This window comes from Pseudomonas sp. B1(2018) (assembly GCF_003097365.1).
Taxonomy (GTDB): Bacteria; Pseudomonadota; Gammaproteobacteria; order Pseudomonadales; family Pseudomonadaceae; genus Aquipseudomonas; species Aquipseudomonas laurylsulfatiphila.
In genome coordinates, this window is record NZ_PYUK01000001.1 from 469,661 (window position 1) to 487,244 (window position 17,584).

15 protein-coding genes are annotated in these 17,584 nt (G+C 58.6%); 4 read left to right on the plus strand and 11 right to left on the minus strand.

The annotated features are described in order from the left end of the window. Nucleotides 1-6: 6 nt before the first annotated feature. Both C9422_RS02035 and C9422_RS02040 read right to left on the minus strand, forming a co-directional pair. Nucleotides 7-315, minus strand: coding sequence for a putative quinol monooxygenase (locus C9422_RS02035; RefSeq protein WP_008155402.1), 309 nt, complete (start codon nt 313-315; stop codon nt 7-9). Between the two features lie 82 nt (nt 316-397). Then, nucleotides 398-1,405: a zinc-binding alcohol dehydrogenase family protein gene (locus C9422_RS02040; protein WP_116579514.1), complete on the minus strand. Its 1,008-nt coding sequence runs from the start codon at nt 1,403-1,405 to the stop codon at nt 398-400. 109 nt (nt 1,406-1,514) lie between these two features. Between C9422_RS02040 and C9422_RS02045 the strand changes: the two genes are divergently transcribed. From C9422_RS02045 to C9422_RS02055, 3 genes are all read left to right on the plus strand, one after another. Then, a complete protein-coding gene (locus C9422_RS02045) occupies nt 1,515-2,405 on the plus strand; it encodes a LysR family transcriptional regulator (protein ID WP_116579515.1) in 891 nt (296 codons plus the stop codon). Nucleotides 2,406-2,959: 554 nt separating this feature from the next. Next, nucleotides 2,960-3,703, plus strand: a complete 744-nt coding sequence (locus tag C9422_RS02050; RefSeq protein WP_116579516.1) for an SPOR domain-containing protein — start codon at nt 2,960-2,962, stop codon at nt 3,701-3,703. Nucleotides 3,704-3,773: 70 nt separating this feature from the next. Further along, a complete protein-coding gene (locus C9422_RS02055) occupies nt 3,774-4,064 on the plus strand; it encodes a DUF6388 family protein (RefSeq protein WP_116579517.1) in 291 nt (96 codons plus the stop codon). Between the two features lie 104 nt (nt 4,065-4,168). Here the strand turns inward: C9422_RS02055 and C9422_RS02060 are convergent, their stop codons facing one another. Both C9422_RS02060 and C9422_RS02065 read right to left on the minus strand, forming a co-directional pair. Continuing rightward, nucleotides 4,169-5,023: an AraC family transcriptional regulator gene (locus tag C9422_RS02060; RefSeq protein WP_008060989.1), complete on the minus strand. Its 855-nt coding sequence runs from the start codon at nt 5,021-5,023 to the stop codon at nt 4,169-4,171. 178 nt (nt 5,024-5,201) lie between these two features. Beyond that, the gene (locus tag C9422_RS02065) at nt 5,202-6,173 is read right to left on the minus strand and encodes an XdhC family protein (RefSeq protein ID WP_116579518.1); all 972 of its coding nucleotides are present in this window, start codon (nt 6,171-6,173) and stop codon (nt 5,202-5,204) included. 90 nt (nt 6,174-6,263) lie between these two features. Between C9422_RS02065 and C9422_RS02070 the strand changes: the two genes are divergently transcribed. Beyond that, a complete protein-coding gene (locus C9422_RS02070; protein WP_116579519.1) occupies nt 6,264-7,049 on the plus strand; it encodes an alpha/beta fold hydrolase in 786 nt (261 codons plus the stop codon). On the opposite strand, the gene C9422_RS02075 is transcribed toward C9422_RS02070, so the two are convergent. From C9422_RS02075 to C9422_RS02105, 7 genes are all read right to left on the minus strand, one after another. After that, nucleotides 7,042-8,394, minus strand: coding sequence for an MFS transporter (locus tag C9422_RS02075; RefSeq protein WP_116579520.1), 1,353 nt, complete (start codon nt 8,392-8,394; stop codon nt 7,042-7,044). The genes C9422_RS02070 and C9422_RS02075 overlap by 8 nt on opposite strands. 101 nt (nt 8,395-8,495) lie before the next feature. After that, complete coding sequence (locus C9422_RS02080) at nt 8,496-9,299, minus strand: enoyl-CoA hydratase/isomerase family protein (RefSeq protein ID WP_116579521.1); 804 nt, start codon at nt 9,297-9,299, stop codon at nt 8,496-8,498. 19 nt (nt 9,300-9,318) lie between these two features. Next, nucleotides 9,319-10,857, minus strand: coding sequence for an AMP-binding protein (locus tag C9422_RS02085; RefSeq protein ID WP_116579522.1), 1,539 nt, complete (start codon nt 10,855-10,857; stop codon nt 9,319-9,321). A 5-nt stretch (nt 10,858-10,862) separates the two neighbouring features. Further along, a complete protein-coding gene (locus C9422_RS02090; RefSeq protein WP_015095128.1) occupies nt 10,863-11,363 on the minus strand; it encodes a (2Fe-2S)-binding protein in 501 nt (166 codons plus the stop codon). A 2-nt stretch (nt 11,364-11,365) separates the two neighbouring features. After that, the gene (locus tag C9422_RS02095) at nt 11,366-12,172 is read right to left on the minus strand and encodes a xanthine dehydrogenase family protein subunit M (protein ID WP_015095129.1); all 807 of its coding nucleotides are present in this window, start codon (nt 12,170-12,172) and stop codon (nt 11,366-11,368) included. Further along, a complete protein-coding gene (locus tag C9422_RS02100; protein WP_095966133.1) occupies nt 12,169-15,168 on the minus strand; it encodes a molybdopterin cofactor-binding domain-containing protein in 3,000 nt (999 codons plus the stop codon). The genes C9422_RS02095 and C9422_RS02100 overlap by 4 nt, the downstream gene beginning before the upstream one ends. 132 nt (nt 15,169-15,300) lie before the next feature. Next, entirely contained in the window at nt 15,301-17,541 is a 2,241-nt protein-coding gene (locus C9422_RS02105) for a bifunctional diguanylate cyclase/phosphodiesterase (protein WP_116579523.1), read from the minus strand. Between the last annotated feature and the right edge of the window lie 43 nt (nt 17,542-17,584).

Sequence of the window (17,584 nt, forward strand, 5' to 3'; positions counted from 1 at the left end):
GAATCATCAGGCCGATACCTGCTCAAGGAATATCAGTTGCAACGGCTCTTCGAGCAGGTCATCTGCCGTGGCGGCAAAGCGCTGAAAGTAAGGCATCGAAAAATGCGCATCCAGCGCCGTCTGATCCCTGAAAGCCTCGCGCATGTAGAACGTGTCCTGCTCGTCGCGCAGCTTGAACAACACATAATCGAGATTGCCCGGCTCTGCTCGGGTCGGCTCTACCAACGCCAGCAGTTCTTGTTTCAATGCCAGCTCTTTGCCTGCCTTGGCCTTTAGCACGGCAATCGATACCAACACGTTACTGGACGAATTCATCGTCAACGCTCCAACATTAAAAAATGGCAAGTGATGCCGCAGGCGGTTCAGCGGGCCCGCAAGCGACCCGCCTTAAGTGAAATCAGAAACCTTCGAGAACGATCTTGCCCCGGGCCTTGCCGCTCTCGACTAGCGCATGGGCACGACGCATGTTTGCCGCATTGATCGCACCGAAGTGCTCGCCCACAGTGGTTTGAAGAACACCTTGGTCAATCAGAGCGCTGACCCGATTGAGCAGGTGATGCTGGTTGATCATGTCCGGGGTTTCGTACAGCGAGCGGGTGAACATCAGCTCCCAATGCAACGACAGCGACTTGCGCTTGAGCGGCATCACGTCGAGGCTGTCGGGATCGTCAATCACACCCAGACGCCCTTGCGGCTTGAGAACGTCGATCAGTTGTGCAAAGTGCTGTTCGGTGTGAGTCAGGCTGGCGACATAGTCGATCTCCGGCACGCCGAGCGCTTGCAACTGTGCGAGCAGTGGCTGGCTATGATCAATCACGTGATGCGCGCCCAACTGCCGTACCCAATCAGCGGTTTCCTGGCGTGAGGCAGTTCCGATGACGGTAAGGCGGGTCAGCTGTCGTGCCAGTTGCACCAGCATCGAACCGACGCCCCCAGCCGCTCCGGTGATCAACAGGTACTTGCCCTCCCCCGAACCCTCGACGACACCGAGCCGGTCAAACAACAATTCCCAGGCAGTGATCGAGGTCAACGGCAACGCTGCCGCATCGGCGGCACTCAATGACCGAGGCTTGTGCCCGACGATCCGCTCATCGACCAGATGGAATTCGCTGTAGCTGCCGGTGCGGGCAATCGAGCCGGCATAGAACACTTCATCGCCCGGCTGAAACAACGTCACTTCAGAGCCGATCTCGCGGACAATGCCTGTGGCATCCCAGCCGAGGATTTTCGGTTCTTTTGTGAAAGTTCCGGCGCGCACCTTGGTATCGACCGGATTCACTGACACCGCGCGAACTTCGACCAGCAGATCCCGTGGACCAGGCGTGGGCACCGGGAGGCTTATGTCGATCAATGCGTGTGGATTGTCGATGGGCAAAGCGTGTTCGGTAAACGTGATGGCTTTCATAAACACTCGCTGTCTGAAGGGTGATGCACTCGTTTGCAGCCATCTTCGACTTCCCAAGTACAAAGAAAAACAAGCAGAATGCGCCAACACTTTCACTGCAGGAGTGAAAATGATCCGCATCGATGATCTTGGTTTATTCATCCGCAGCGCCGCGCTGGGCAGTTTCACCGCAGCGGCGCTGGAGGCTGATCTATTGCCTGGTCAGGTCGCCGCCGCCATCAAACGTCTGGAACGCGAGCTGGACGTACGCCTGTTCGCCCGCACCACTCGCAGCCTGCGATTGACTGCCGAAGGCGAGCAATATCTGCCCACCGCCCACTCGGTGCTTGAGACCCTGCAGCAAGGCAAGGAAAATTTGCGTGGTAAGAACGCCACGCTGCGGGGCGTCCTGCAGGTGACAGCACCCTCCGATCTGGGGCGCAACATACTGCTGCCGTGGCTGACGCTGTTCCGCCGTCAGCATCCAGAATTGACGTTGCGTTTTTTCCTGTCAGACCAGATGGCCAATCTGTTTCGCGACCCGGTGGACGTGGCGATTCGATATGGCCCGAATGAAGACGCCAACTACGTGGCACTGCCGCTTGCACCGTGGAACCAGCGGGTTCTGGTTGCCTCGCCGGAGTATGTGAAACGCTGCGGTTCTCCCCAAACGCCGGATGACTTGAGCAAGCATCACTGCCTGCTCTATCTGCAAAATGGCCGGGTCTACGACAAGTGGAACCTGGGCGGGCAAACCGTGCAGGTTTCGGGGCCACTGTTCAGCGATGACGCCGATGTCGTGCGACGCTGGTCGTTGGACGGTGAAGGTATCGCCTACAAATCCTGGCTGGATGTCAGTGCCGATATCGCCACTGGGCGCTTGCTTGTGCTGCTGCCGGATTTTCCTGGCGAAGCTTCGCCGTTGAGTCTGGTGTGCCCACATCGCAAGCAGATCAGCCCTGCGGTTTCCCAGCTTTATACGTGGTTAAGTGGTCAGTTTTCTGCCCTGAAGCGCAGTTGAACCGAATGACGACAATTGATGCTTGTTGAGCATCCCTCGCTTCGTGGTTCGGCGGATCAATGCGCTCACCAAGCACAATGTCCGGATCGTTCACCAAGAACGCTCCAAGGTAGGAATGACACCTGAAATGTAGCGCAGGACACCGCCATCGTTTGAAAGGGTGACAAAAAATTCAATAGCTTCTCCCTGTCCGTACCGTAAAGGGCCGGCTAACAGTCCTTTCCTTTATAGCAAGTGCATAGGTATGACCTAAATCTTTGGCCAGTTACTTCGGTCACAAAATTCACCTTAAATACAAGTGTTTTAATAGGCCAGCATAACAACCCATCTGATACTATTTTTTTTCGCTCACCTGAGCCTTTTTCGTCAACCAGCATTCTATAAAGTGCAAGCCCGATGTTCTTTAAAACAACAAAAAAGAAGCCAACTTATTTTGGCGCTTGGGCACACTGACGCGCTCAAGAATCCAGGCCATCCCAGGATAAACAATAGAACCATGCTTTATCAGAAAGAAATGGGACAAATAACTATTCATTTGATTTGGAGATGGTGCCGTGCGAAAGCTTGGCTTGGGTTTCCTGGTAACGGGCGTTGTAGGGCAACTATCAGCATTATTATGGACGTACACATCCATAGGACCACTTTGTGAAAACAATGTCGACAATTCATACATCCAGAAAAACGTGACAAAGCTAAAACAGCTCATCGATGACACCGCTAATGAAGTTGTAACAAACCTCACTACGAAATATTCCGACGGGCTCACGCCCCTTGCGGAAAACGAATCCCCCATACCCGACTCAACGGAGGCTCACGCCGTACAGTTTTTGATCGAAAAGCCAGACGAATCGCCAGTATTTTCGCTGCCTTCACTGCCCACACAAGCACGCAATTGGACAATTATCCTTAGCGGCCTGATTACTTCTACCGGCCTGCTCCTGGTGCTCTTCGCCCGCAAAAAAACCTCTGATCCGCAATGGCACGTCTTTCGCTCCGTACCTGGGTCGCTAATCACGCTGGAAAGCCCGTGCTTAACGTGTGGTAGCTATATTTTCCACGCTAAAAAAGAAGCTTCAACCACGCCTTCATCAGGCTTGTGTGTGATCGAAATAGCGTTGAACACACCCAGCCGCCATCGCGCCACAAATGCCATTAAGCAACTGGAATTACCGGTAGCGCGTAAAGAAAACAACTTTGTCGTCATCGGCCCGTATAAACAAAAACAAGACGCGGCTCGAGTCGTGAAAGAGTTGAGTGAAAGTCATGGCGTTCGAGGATGGATGATGGCAGGAAATTGACATAGTCCGATTTAGCGCTGGGCCGACCTCGTACAACCCGCCACATTTTTCATGCCACAAGAGAATATTCATGATCGCAAAAGAATTCAGAGCCGAACTCGCCCTGAAGAAATTCCTGGACGCCAACTTATGGCTCCAGCTTGAACTCAGCGAGTTGAACTACAGCCTCGCTGAAAGTTGCGGGCTGTCGCCCAAAGAATATCGCCATAAATTCCTGCAAGAAGCATTTGAAACAGAAGCAGACGCTCATGACTGTGATTGTTGGGACTTCACTCTCCAATGGGTAGCCAACACTAATGAAGAGCTTGAGTTGATGGGTGAAGAACGCATGAAAGAGATTTATGAGTTTCTGGACGATTAGTCCACCCTATAACTTTCGTAGCCTATACACGCCTCCAATGCTGTAGATAAACGACTAACTTCACCGACGGGAGTATTGCCCAATACCCCCGCCCTTCTCTCGATTCAAACCGTCGGATAACAATCCACTACACGCCGATACTGGCTGGGTGAAGCTCCGATGTGCTGACGGAAAAACCGTGTGAAATGACCTTGCTCGGAGAACCCGAGGTTCTCCGACAACAGGCCCAATGTTCCACTGCGCTCACGCTCAAGCCAGGCAAAAGCCCGGCGCATGCGCGCATCGTTAAGCAGCAGGGTCGGCGTCATGCCGGTATCTTTCTTGAACAGCGCAAAAAAGTGCGCCCGCGACAGACCACAAGCCCGTGCGGCGTTGTCGATCGGGTTCGGATCATCGAGGTGCTCAAGCAACCAGGCGGTGCCACGGCGCACGCGTGCGTCCCGGAACTCACCTGAGTTCGGCGCACCCAGTAGCGACAAATGCCGCCAGCTGGAAAAGTCCTCGATCAGCTCGATCAGGAAATCAAACAGCATGAATTCCATGCGCTCTTTCGGAACAATCCCGCAGCCATGCGCTTCGGCGACCAAGATGTCAGCCAAGGTGCGATTACGACTCGACAGCTCGATGCACGACTGGGCAAAAAAGTCCGGCCGACCGCTGAGCGCCAGCGACTGCTGGGCAGTGGCCAGCCAGGCGGGCTCGATGTAGAGCGCCAGGATCAGGGTGGCACCGGCATCCGGCTGCGGATCGTAGAAATGCGGCTCCCAGGCGTTGACCAGCACCGCCGTGCGATCGCTGAGCGGTACCCGCCGACCGTTAACGTTGAAGTAAGTGTCTTCGCCAGACACTTTGACCAGCACATGGCATTCGGAATGGGTGTGGGTGACCAGCGAACGATCCATATTCAGCAAGGCGACCCGTCCAAACCTGCCGTGGAAAACCCGTTGGGCAATGGACATCAGATTTCTCCGCTCGCATGAAGCGATATCGTTATCGACCTCAATGCATATCATCGGGGCGTCTATCTATTTCTCAACACCGGCGATCGCTCTATGGTTCAGCAAACCACTATCGCGCGCGAATGACCGAGCGTCTACCTCGACTTTCGCAGCCCCCACACTCGTCGGAAAAACCGTCTTACAAGGCATGACGCTCTTTCCCGTGATACACGCGCAGGATATCGGCCACCACCGCCAGGGCGATTTCCGCCGGGGCTTTGCTGCCCAGGTCGAGGCCGATGGGCATGTGCAAACGGGCAATCTGTTCATCCGTGAGACCACCGATGCGCTTGAGCCGCTCGGCGCGTTTGTCCGAGGTTGCCAGGGACCCCATGGCGCCGATGTAAAACGCCGGCGTGTGCACCGCTTCCATCAGTGCCAGATCGTCGATTCGCGGATCGTGAGTCAGCGCCACTACCGCGGTCGCCGCGTGGCAACCTCCGGCGGCAATGAACATTGAGGGCAGCACACGTTGCATCTCCACGCCTTCAAGATGTACATGCAGCATCTCTTCCCGGGGGTCGCAGGCGATAACTTCGCAGCCGATGGCTCGGGCGAAACTGGCGCAAACTTCAGCGACCGGCGAGAGCCCTGCCAGAATCAGGCGTAATGCCGGGCCAACGCTGATGCGCACCCTTTCGTAGTCGACTTGTACCCGTTCGCTGCCGTGGCCCGCGTCCGGATCCAGGCGCAAGGCACCGTTGCTCAGCTCGATATGGCGCTGCAGACGTCGCTGACCGAGTAACGCCGCTTGCAGACTCTCCAGGTGTGCGATCCATTCAAGGCTGGCAGCGCGGTGTTCGACCAGCACTATCAGCACGCCACCACAGGGCAACCTCAGGCGGTGGCGTTGCTCGACGCTGTCGCCATAACTGACGATCTGTGCCGGTTCGCGTAATTCACCGCGCGCCAGACTTTCGAGAAACTCCTCTTCGACGCAGCCACCCGACAGCGAGCCGACGTGTTCGCCCGAGCCGTTGGTCACCAGCATCGCACCCGGCGCACGCGGCGCCGAGCCATAGGTGGAGAGCACCGTGCACAACCACTGTGCCTGCCCGGCGCGAGCCCATTGCAGTGCCTGGTCGATCACCTGAACATCGAGATGACGCATGTTTTCTGTACCTCAAGCAAAGCGTGGTGCTGCATGCAGGGTTACGTTTACGGTAACCTGCGAGCAACCTTGTTCAATCGTTGATTCAACATGTCGCCACAACAATTTTTGCAACTTGGGTCGCTGCGCCTGGAATATCGCCAAATCCCTGCGGCTGACCCATCGCGACCGACGCTTGTGCTGCTGCACGAAGGCCTCGGAAGCGCCGATCAATGGAAAGACTTTCCCCAGCGCCTGGCCCAGGCCAGCGGTTACGGTGTAGTCACTTACAGCCGTCAGGGTTATGGGCAATCGAGCCCGGTAACCCTGCCGCGTCCGCTGAACTACCTGAGCAGCGACGGGCCTCGTGAACTGCGGCAACTGCTCGATGCCTTGCAACTGCCGCAAGTGGTCTTGCTCGGTCACAGTGACGGCGCATCCATCGTCCTGGCCTATGCCGCCGCCAACGATCCGCGCGTGTTGGGCAGCATTGCATTGGCGCCTCACGTGATTGTCGAGACCGAGAGCCTCGTTGGCATTCGCCATACCACTGAGGCTTGGCATCAGGGCGAACTGCGCGAACGCCTGGCGCGCCACCATGGGAGCAATGTCGACGGTGCTTTTCACGGCTGGAGCGACAGTTGGTTGCACGCGGACTTTTCCCTGGACGATCTCGAAACGCAGTTGGCTTATATCGAAAAACCGCTGCTGGTCATCCAGGGTCGCGAAGACCACTACGCGACGCCCGAGCAACTGGCAGTCATCCAGCGACAGGTGCCTGGACCGTGCCGCTGTGTGTTGCTGGATAACTGTCGGCACTTTCCCCAGACCGAAGCGCCCGAGCAGACCTTGCAGCTGATCTGCGAATTCCTGGAGCACCTCCCCGCGTTTATTTGAAATTGCCTTGGGTTTCTGGAATTACCACACTGCCAATCAGGTAGATCACAGACAGACCGACGGCAAAAAACGCCAGTACCATGGGGATCTGCGCGGGGCTGCTGCTGACCAGAGACACAAAGGTCGGCATGGTTCCGCCGAGGGCGAAACCGATGTTCCAGGATAATCCGGTGCCGCTGGCTCGCAGCTCGGTGGCAAAGCGTTCGTTGAGGAAGATCAGGATAGGCGCGATGATCGCTCCGCCCATGAAGCCTATGCCCATGCAATACAGCGCAGTGCGGGTCAGCGAACCCGGCTCGGCGACCCCATGGAACATCATGGGCAGGCCCACCAGGTTGATCACACCCAGCAGCATGAAGGTCTTCTTGCGACCGATCAGGTCACTCAGGTAACCGAAGGCCAGTGCGCCGACAATGGTTGCCACCGACCCATACATGAGCAGCTGCGAAGTCTGCGTATGAGGCACTTTGGCGACCACGTTGAGCAATGTCGGCAGATAACCGCAGGCCAGGTAATAGGTGGCACCGCCGCCGAAGGTAATCAGCAGATTGACCAGCATCACGGCGCGGTACTCACGACCGAACAGACGCTTGAGTGGCGACACGACCACGACCGTCGGCCCCTTGGTTTTGCGGGCCTGTTGCAGTTGCCGCCAGACCGGGCTTTCATCCAGGTAACGGAACATCACCAGACCGAAAAATGTGCTGAGCAGGCCGCAGAAGAACATGAAGCGCCAGCCCCAGACGTCGAATTCGCCCCCCGGAAAGATCTCCGACAACACCAGATAAGTGAATGACGCCAACAGCGCGCCCATGCCGGCACCGGCGCCACCGATCAACCCGGACATCAAGCCGCGATAGCGCGGCGAGATGGATTCGGTGCCGATGGTGTGAGTGGAAGCGACGATGCCGCCAACGAAAATGCCCTGAATCACCCGCAATACCAAAAACAGTATCGGGGCCAACACCCCGACCTGGTGAATGGTTGGCAACACGCCAAACAGTGCCGTGGAAATACCGACGCCGACCATCGATACCATCAGCGCACGCTTACGACCGTGTTTGTCGGCATACGCGCCAAAGATCGCCGAGCCCAGCGGACGTACCAGCAAGGCCACGGCGAACGAGGCGTACACGGCGGCCAGCGACAGTGTCGGGGTGTCCGAGGGGAAGAACAGGCGGCCGATGATCGGCGCCACATAGAGCAGAATGAACAGGTCAAACAAATCCAGCGCCCAGCCGAATGTCGAGGCAAATGCCGCGAGCAAAGCCTTGCCCGGTGGAATCTGCGGCGTATCGATAGCGGCGCTGGTGGGTGATGCAGTTATTGTTGTTGTCGTAGTCATGGTTGCCTCACACAAGCGGTGAATCAAAAGGAGCGGCAGGCCCTGCTCCGTAAGGCGTACGCCGTTACCAACATACTCCCGGGCCTGTTCGCCGGTACGATCTACTCGCCGATAAATACGGCCTCACGCTTGCTGTGAAACGCTTCGACGCCTTCCTTGAAGTCCTTGGAACTGCGCAGACGGCTGTAGCAGTGACCTTCCATTTCGATCGCGACGGTCAGCGGCGCGTCTTCGTTGTCGTTGATCAGTTTTTTCGCCGTGCGCTGAGCCAGCGGCGAGAAGCGCCGCAGTTCATCGACCAACGCATCGACGGTGCTTTCCAGTTCGGTATCCGGCACGACCTCGGTCGCGATACCCCAGGCGTAGGCCTGGTCGCCGGTAATGCGTTTGGCGCGCATCACCATGTGCTTGGTGCGGGTGATGCCGATGATTTTCTGCAAGCGCGCGGAGCCACCCGAGCCCGGGATCTGACCCAGGTTCTGCTCAGGCAAGGCGTAGCGAGTGGTTTGCGAAGCAATACGGAAATCGCAGGCCAGGGACAGTTCGAAACCGACGCCGAAGGTGTAACCACGGTTGGCGACGATCACCGGTTTTTCGCAACGTGCCGGTGCCGCGACGTTCCAGGCCAGCTTCGAAACGTGCTCGGGCGAGGCTTCGAGGAAACCCTTGATGTCGCCGCCGCTGGAGAAGTGTTCACCCACCGAGCGCAGCACGATGACGCGCACGTCTTTGTGTGCATCGAGGGCTTCGAAGACCAGGCGCAATTGATCGCGCTGCCCCATGGAAATGACGTTCAATGGCGCCCGGTTGAGGATGATGTCGGCGCGCTCGCGGGACACATCGACTTCAACCTGGAAGCCATCGAACTGAGTGTCGAGAAATTGCTGGATCGCTTGTTGTTGCATGAGAGTGTCCTCTGGATGATTAGCTGATGGCCTTCAAGGCCTGTTCCTGGAATTGGGCCAGCAGCACGCGCCGCAGCACCTTGCCCACTGGAGACTTGGGAATCTGATCGATGAACTGGTAACGCCGTGGCCGCTTGAATTTGGCCAGGCCCGAAGCGATGCAATGGGCATCGAGGTCGCCTTCCGAGACTTCGGCGCGCAGCTTGATAAACGCGGCAATGATCTTGCCCCACTGCTCGTCGGGCAGACCGACCACCACCACTTCTTCCACTGCCGGGTGCAGAGAAAGCATGTTTTCGATTTCTGCCGGGCTGACGTTTTCGCCGCCGGTGATGATCAAGTCATCGACACGACCCGTGACGAACAGATCGCCCTCCAGATCGAAGTAGCCGATGTCGCCGGTGAAATACCATCCATCACGCAACGCCTTGGCGGTCGCTTCGGGGCGGTTCAGATAGCCCTCGAACGCCTCGTCACTTGCCAGGTCGGCGATGATCTGGCCCTCCTCCAATGGGTTGACCTGCACGTCCGGCGTTTGAGCATCGATCGGCACCACGCGCACGCGCTGGTTCATAGCACTGCGCCCTGACGAACCGGGTTTGCGGTTGGCTTGCTGGTCGATGGTGAAGGTGTAGATTTCCGAGCTGCCGTAATGATTGACGAACAATTGCGGCTGGAACGCCTGCTCGACGCGACGCATCAAACCGTCGCTCATCGGCGCACCGGCAAAGCCGATTTTCTCCACACTGGCGACTCGTTCACGGGCAAAGGCCGGGTGCTCAATGAGCATGTGGTAGAGCGTCGGCACCAGGTACAGGTTGCTGACCTTTTCCCGTTCGATGGCCTGCAGCGTGGCTTCCACGTCGAACTTCGGCACACAGACGAAATGTCCGTCGATCAGCGCCATGGACAGCAACGAACGCACGCCCATGGTGTGGTAAAGCGGCATGACACCCAGCGTGCACTCGCTCTGGCGGTAGAGGTTTTGCGCTACGTGGGCAACCGCCGCGGCGCGTTCGCAACGGTGCCGCCGGGGCACGCCCTTGGGCTTGCTGGTGGTTCCGGAGGTGTACAGCAGCAGTGAAAAATCCTCGGCGTCGGCCTGCAAAATGATGCCTGAGGGGGTCTGCGAACACAGTTCCTCGAAACTCAGGTCGGTGTTGGCGGCACGCAGACCGGCGGTGATCCGTGGCAGCCTTGTGGCGGCGCTGCAACCGGCCACGGCGGTCACGGTAGCGTCGTCGTAAGCCACTGCACGGATTTGCGCATCTTCGATGCAGTAGCCCAGTTCATCGGCGGTCGAACGCCAGTTCAACGGGGTCATGACGATGCCCGTAAACTGGCAGGCCCAATGCAGGGTTGCCATCTGCCAGCGGTTTTGCATTGCTACCAGCAGTCGATCACCGCGTCGCAGCCCAAGGCATTGCAAGCCCCAAGCGGCGCTCTGGATATCGACGAACCAGTCCTCATAGGTTTTCTTCAGTGCACCGTCACTGACCGCCACGGCGTGCGGCCGGCGTTCAACGGCAGCGAGGAAACTGCGTCCGAGATCGAACATTTTTGTTATACCCCTTTGTTCGTTTGGCGCTGGGCAGCGACTTCGAGCACGGCCTGGACGATGCCTGTGTAGCCGGTGCAGCGACATAGATGCCCCGAAAGCATGTCGCGTACCTGGATCTCGTCCGGGCTGGGTACCCGTTCGAGGAAATCCACGCAGGACATGAGAATGCCCGCAGTGCAAAAGCCACACTGCAAGGCGTGATGTCGGCGAAAGGCTTGTTGCAGATCGCTCAGCGTGTCGTCGTCGGCCAGGGACTCGACGGTCTCGATACGGCGCTCGTGCCCCTGTACCGCGAGCATCAGGCAGGAACGCATGGCGACTCCGTCCACCAACACCGTGCAGGCGCCGCAGACGCCGTGTTCGCATCCGACATGGACACCGGTGGCACCGAGGTCGTGGCGCAGGAAGTCGCAGAGTTGGGTCCGCGGTTCAGCCAGTGCTTCGCGGGAGCGGCCATTGAGTTCCAGGCGAATCGGAAAGGTTTGGTCGGCAGTTACACGCATGTTCAGACTCCTTCGATCAGCTGATGACCCAGCTCGCGAATCAGTTGGCGGCGATAGGCAGCGCTGGCCTGCACGTCGTCTTGAGCGTCGAGCGACCAGGCGGTTTGATTGAGCGCGTCCGGCAGCCCCGCACCACGAGGCAGACTGCGACGTTGCGGACGGTCAGCGACCCCGCCGATGCCGAGTTCGACCTGCTCCGCGCCGATGGCCGCGGCCAGGGAGACAATTGCAAAGTCGCCGTGGCGCATGGCGATTTCGCGGAAGCGATAAGTGATGCCTTCGCGCTTGAGCGGAAAACGCACCTCGACGACCAGTTCATCTGCACGCTTATCGGTGGTGAGAATGCCTTGGAAGAAGTCGGCAGCCTTGACGATGCGTTTGCCTTTTTTCGACTCGAGAACGATCTCGCCGCCCAGCGTCACCAGGCACAGCGGCAGCTCGGCGCTGGGGTCGGCGTGAGCCACCGAACCGCAGACGGTGCCGCGATTACGCGTCTGGAAGTGACCGATCCAGGGCATCGCCAGTGCCAGTAAAGGCACCTCGTCCATCAGGGTCGAACGCGCCAACAGCTGCGCCTGTCGTACCCCGGCACCTACCGCCAGGCAATCCTTGCGCAGTTCGATGTAGGCCAGCTCAGCCACATGATTGATATCGATCAGCAACTTGGGTTGAGCCAGCCGCATGTTCAACACCGCCATCAGCGATTGGCCACCGGCAATGATGCGAGCTTCCTGGCCGTACTCGGCGAGCAACTCCATCACCTGACGACGGGTGTCAGCCCGAACGTAATCGAAAGCAGCCGGTTTCATTGCGCACCTCCCTTGCCAAACAGCGCGCCAAGCGAGGCCTGCAATCGTGCCCACCAGCTGGTGGAAATGGCTTGGCCGCTGACCCGTTGCGACAGGCGAGTAAAGATTTGTCCGATGATCACTTTCGAGGCCCCTTGCAACATTCGGCCGCCGACCGCGGCGACTTTGCCGCTGACCGCCACCTGGTACTGGTATTCCAGGCGTGTGTGGCCATTTTCCAGTTCGACGAAACGCACCTTGGCCTGGCCCTGGGCCGAACCCATCAAGCTGCTTCCGGAACCGGACAGTCGCAATGAATGCGGAGGGTCCAGATCACTCAGGGCAACCTTGGCCTCGAAGCGCGCACGGATCATGCCGACGCCGACGGTGACATCCGCGCGGTAACGGTTTTCGCCTTCTAGCACCAGGTCGTGACAACCGGGAATGATCGCCGCCAGCGTCTGCGGGTCGAGCAAGGTATCGAAGACCTGTTGCGGCGAAGCAGGAATCACCACCGAGTCGTTGGCCCGCAGTGCCGGTCCACCGGCAGGTGCTGTGTCCAGGTTTTCATCAGGCTCCATACCGGCGGGCCGTGGTGGTTCGTCGATCCCGATGAGCGTGCGTACTTTGGAGGGAGTCAGTGGCAGACGAATGTCCGAGCGACCGAGGGCGTCGGCCACCGCGTTGGCGATACACACCGGCGTGCTCATATTGTTGCCCTCGCCCACGCCCTTGGCGCCCAGCGGGGTGAATGGCGATGGCGTTTCCATGTGCAGGATCATCGGTTCGATCACTTCCGGTGCGGTCGGCACCAGATAATCGGCGAAGGTCCCGCTCAGGAAGCTGCCGTCCTCGCCGTAGGCGAACTCTTCCATCAGCGCCGCGCCGAGGCCTTGGGTGAAGCCACCACGAATCTGGCCATCGACCAGCGCCGGGTTGAGCAGGCGGCCGGCGTCATGACAGGTGACGTAGCGATCAATGTGGATCTCGCCGGTCATGCGGTCGATTTCCAGACCACAGATGTCGAAGACAAAGCCGTAGCACAGCGAGCTATTGACCTGATCCTGGTCGTCCGGGGCCACCAGTTGCGGCGGGCTCCAGAAGGCGGTTTCGCGCAGACCGCCGCTTTCACCTTCCGGCAGCAGGCCCGGCGACCAGTGGGTCGCACCAGCAATCCGATGGAATGGCGCCACCGCACCACCATTGACGACAAAAATTTTGCCGCCCGCGAAGCGAATATCTTCGGGACTGGCCTGCAGCTGCTCGGCGGCAATCGCGGCGAGGCGATCGCGGATCTTCAGCGCGGCCTTATAGACGGCACCGGCTACAGCACCGGCGAAGCGGCTCGAATAGTTGCCCGAGGCAATCGACCAGGCGTCCTTCTGGGTATCGAGCTCGACGTTGACCACGATGGATTCCAGCGCAACCCCAAGCACTTCGGCGACGACCTGGGCCACGGTGGTTTGGTGGCCCTGCCCTTGCGGGGCCGAGGACACGTGCACACTGACGTCCCCCAACGGGCCGACGTTAATGGTTGCCGTTGCGACAGCGCCGTTTTTTGGACCGGCCTTACGCCGCTCTTCGGGTGTCATCGCGGTGGTGATGTAACCCATGTTGGAAATCGAGGGTTCGATGACGGCGGCATACCCAATGCCATAGATTCGGCCTTCGGCACGCGCCCGATCACGACGTTTGAGCAACTCGTCGAGACCGCCATCAGCCACCGCCAAGGCAATGCCTGCCTGGTAATTGCCGGAATCGAGCAACGCACCCGCGGCCGCTTGGTAAGGAAAGGCATCGGCGGGCACCAGGTTGCGGCGGATCACGTCCAACGGATCAAGCTTCAACTGCACGGCGATGTGTTGCAGCAGCCGCTCCAGGGCGAAATACACTTGCGGGCCACCGAAACCACGGTTCAGGCCGGAGGGGGTCTTGTTGGTCAGCACCACCCGGTTGCGCACTTGTACATTGCGGATTGCGTAGGCACCCGTCAGATTCCCGTGCATGCGGTAGAAAGTTGCCGGCTCGGGCGCTCTCAGGTAGGCACCACAATCATCGATCTGGTCATAACGCAACGCGGTGATGCGGCCATCGGCTTCTACCGCCGCTTCAATTTCGGTCACCCGATTGGTCGCCGAAGAAGCCCCCTGAAGATGTTCCAGACGGTCCTCGACCCACTTCACCGGTGCACCGACCTTGCGTGACGCCAGGCCCATCATCACCACGTAAGGGAACACGCCTTGCTTGATGCCAAAGCTGCCGCCGGAATCTTTCGGTGTGCGCAAACGCAATCGGTTGCCGGGCACATTCAGTGCACGGGCCATGACCGTGTGTAACGCATAGGGGCCCTGGAAATTGGCAAGCACGTCATAAATGCCAGTGGCGCGCTCGTACTGAGCCAGCACCACATAGCATTCGATGGGTGTGCAGGAACTGCGCGGAAACTTCACTTTGAGCGAGACCTTGTGCGGCGCCTGCTCGAACGCCTGCTCCGGTTTGCCATAACGAAAGTGCCGTTCGTTGACCACGTTGCTGCCGACTGCTTCGTGCAGGATCGGCGCCTGTTCGGCGGTGGCCAGTTCAGGATCGATGATCGGTGGCAGCGGCTCGTATTCAACGCGCACACCTTCGATGGCGTCTTCGGCCAGATAGCGGCTCTCAGCGATCACCACGGCCACCGGCTCTCCGACGTAACGCACCTTGTCGACGGCAACGCACCAGTGCTCCATCGGCTGACGCACACCCACCGGGAACGGTAGCGCCCAGCGTTTGACGTCTTCGCCGACCAGTACGCCGTGCACGCCTTTCATCAGCAGCGCTTTGGAAAAGTCCACCGAGGTGATCCGCGCATGAGCGTGGGGTGAACGGATGATCGCCGCGTGTAGCGTACCCGGCGGGATCGCAGCGTCATCGGCATAGCAGCCAAGGCCGCGCAACAATGCGGCGTCCTCGACACGGGTCTGACGGGCGCCGATGTGGCCGGTCTGGCTTTCGGTAGCAGGTTGGAAACTAGTCATTTTTCGCGGCTCTTGTTGTTTTGCAGCGCGATAGCGTTAGAGCCGAGTGTGTGAGAAAGGCGCAGGGAGCGCCTTGCCTGGGGAGAGGGAGTTCTGCGCTGGGGTCTGAAAATTTGCCTTAGCGTCTGAATTTCAGGTCTGGGACCCGACACAATTGCCGGTCAGGGAGAGGGAAACGGGATGGCTCAGGAACGCTTCGATTTCTGCAAAGGGCATCGGTTTGGCAAAGTAATACCCCTGAAAAATATCGCAGCGACTGACCTCCAGAAAATCCACCTGGGCAGCCGTTTCCACGCCTTCGGCGACCACCGTCAGGCTGAGGTGATGGGCCATGGAAATGATGCCTTGGGTGATCGCTGCATCGTGATGGTCGGTGGCGATTTCCTGGATGAACGAGCGGTCAATCTTGATCTTGTCGATGGGCAAACGCTTGAGATAGCTGAGGCTGGAAAAACCGGTGCCGAAATCATCGAGAGCAATGCGCACCCCCAACGCCTTGAGCCGGTGCAACGTGTCGATCGCCTGTTCAGCGTTATGCAGCAGAAGCGACTCGGTGATCTCCAGCTCCAGCTGCTCACCCAGCAGACCATGTTTGTCCAGGGTAGCCTGAATACACTGGACGAAATGGCCACGCTGAAAATGCATCGGCGAAATATTCACGGCCATTGAGATGCCGGTGATGCCCTGCTCGCCTAGCTGGCGCAACTGCGCGCAAGCCGTATCAAGAACCCAAAGGCTTAGCGGGATGATCTGACCACTGTCCTCTGCCACTGGCACAAACACCGCCGGAGAGATGAATCCTTTTTCCGGATGCTCCCAGCGCAGCAACGCTTCGATCCCGACCACCCGCCCCGTGCGCGCGTCTATCTGCGGTTGATAATGCAGCTGTAACGATTGAGTTTCGATAGCCTTTTGCAGGTCATTGCGCAGGCTCGCGTGCTCACAAACGCGCTGATTAAGATCGCTGGTGTACCACTGAAAGTTGTTGCGCCCTTGCTGCTTGGCTTTGTACATGGCCATGTCAGCCTGCTGGATCAGCTGCATCGGCTGCTCGATGTGACCATCGCTCAGGGTGATGCCGATACTGGCACTCACGTGCAAGTCAATGCCCTGGACACAGTAGGGTCTGGCAATGCTGGCCATCAAGCGCTCGGCCACCGGTACAACGTCCTCATCACGAAGCAGGTCAGGCAACAGCACGATAAATTCGTCACCGCCCATGCGCACGATGGTATCCCCGGGACGAACCTGCTGGGTCATACGCTGCGCCACCTCGATCAGCACCTGATCGCCGAAGTAGTGCCCGGTCGAATCGTTGATGGATTTGAATCCATCCAGATCTATGCACATCACCGCCAGACGACGCTTACGCCGACGACTGATGTGACAATCCAGAACAAGCCGGTCTTCAAGCGAGACACGGTTGAGCAAACCGGTCAGACGGTCATGGCTGGCGTTGAAGCTCAATTGGCGCTCGAAATGCTTTTGCTCGCTGATGTCCCGGGCAATGCCAAATACCCCGACGATCTCTCCGTTGACCATGATCGGCAGGTTAGAGATGTCCATGGTCAACAGCTTTTCACTCTCGTCGCGAACCCGCGCCTCGAAGCGCTGAGGCTCTCCGGCGCGGGCTGCGGAAAAATGCTGACTGACCCGTTGCAGGTCTTCTTCAAGCACCAGATGGGAAAAGTGATGACCAATGAAATCGGTTGCGGTGTGCGGTTTCAGCTTCAGGCCTGCTGGGTTCACACTCTGGATGTTGCCAGCCAGATCAAGGGCGAACACCGGGTTGGGGTTGTAGGTGAACAACGACCGAAAACGTTGCTCGCTTTCCTCCAGTCGTTGGCCGTCACGCTCATGGCGGATCGCGATGACTGCCAGTTGGGCTGCGCAGGCCAGTCGTTGAATCTGCGCCTCGTCCGGTGCATGGACGCGGTTCTGGTATAGGGCAAATGTACCCAACACGTTTCCTTGATGGGAGAGCAAAGGCACCGACCAGCAGGAACGCAGGTTATGCCCCAGCGCCAGGTCGCGAAAACGCTCCCAGTTGGGGTCCCGGGCGATGTCTTCGGTGACCACCAGTTCGCGCCGGAACGCTGCGGTGCCACAGGTTCCTTCCTCTGGTCCAATGGTCATACCATGAACCGCCTTGCTGTATTCGATCGGCAGGCCGGGCGCCGCGCCGCTCAGCAAGCGTTTACCCTCGGCATCGGTAAGCAGAATCGAGCAGAAGGTTTCGGGGGACTGTGCGTCGAGCATCTCGCAGATGGCGCAGAGTATTTCGCCCAGATGATGGTCGGTCGCGATCATGCCGAGGATGTCACGTTGCGACTCGGGCAATGCCTTGCTGTGGAAGCCAGGACGAGTATTCATGGTGGTTCCTGAAGACTCTCGAGGTCATCCGGTCATCAGAGAG

Bases quoted from the DNA above. Each gene is read 5' to 3' on its own strand.
- C9422_RS02080 (WP_116579521.1), bottom strand. From the start codon at position 9,299: ATGCAACAACAAGCGATCCAGCAATTTCTCGACACTCAGTTCGATGGC.
- C9422_RS02040 (WP_116579514.1), bottom strand. From the start codon at position 1,405: ATGAAAGCCATCACGTTTACCGAACACGCTTTGCCCATCGACAATCCA.
- C9422_RS02100 (WP_095966133.1), bottom strand. From the start codon at position 15,168: ATGACTAGTTTCCAACCTGCTACCGAAAGCCAGACCGGCCACATCGGC.
- C9422_RS02090 (WP_015095128.1), bottom strand. From the start codon at position 11,363: ATGCGTGTAACTGCCGACCAAACCTTTCCGATTCGCCTGGAACTCAAT.
- C9422_RS02055 (WP_116579517.1), top strand. From the start codon at position 3,774: ATGATCGCAAAAGAATTCAGAGCCGAACTCGCCCTGAAGAAATTCCTG.
- C9422_RS02085 (WP_116579522.1), bottom strand. From the start codon at position 10,857: ATGTTCGATCTCGGACGCAGTTTCCTCGCTGCCGTTGAACGCCGGCCG.
- C9422_RS02075 (WP_116579520.1), bottom strand. From the start codon at position 8,394: ATGACTACGACAACAACAATAACTGCATCACCCACCAGCGCCGCTATC.
- C9422_RS02035 (WP_008155402.1), bottom strand. From the start codon at position 315: ATGAATTCGTCCAGTAACGTGTTGGTATCGATTGCCGTGCTAAAGGCC.
- C9422_RS02065 (WP_116579518.1), bottom strand. From the start codon at position 6,173: ATGCGTCATCTCGATGTTCAGGTGATCGACCAGGCACTGCAATGGGCT.
- C9422_RS02095 (WP_015095129.1), bottom strand. From the start codon at position 12,172: ATGAAACCGGCTGCTTTCGATTACGTTCGGGCTGACACCCGTCGTCAG.
- C9422_RS02045 (WP_116579515.1), top strand. From the start codon at position 1,515: ATGATCCGCATCGATGATCTTGGTTTATTCATCCGCAGCGCCGCGCTG.
- C9422_RS02060 (WP_008060989.1), bottom strand. From the start codon at position 5,023: ATGTCCATTGCCCAACGGGTTTTCCACGGCAGGTTTGGACGGGTCGCC.
- C9422_RS02070 (WP_116579519.1), top strand. From the start codon at position 6,264: ATGTCGCCACAACAATTTTTGCAACTTGGGTCGCTGCGCCTGGAATAT.
- C9422_RS02105 (WP_116579523.1), bottom strand. From the start codon at position 17,541: ATGAATACTCGTCCTGGCTTCCACAGCAAGGCATTGCCCGAGTCGCAA.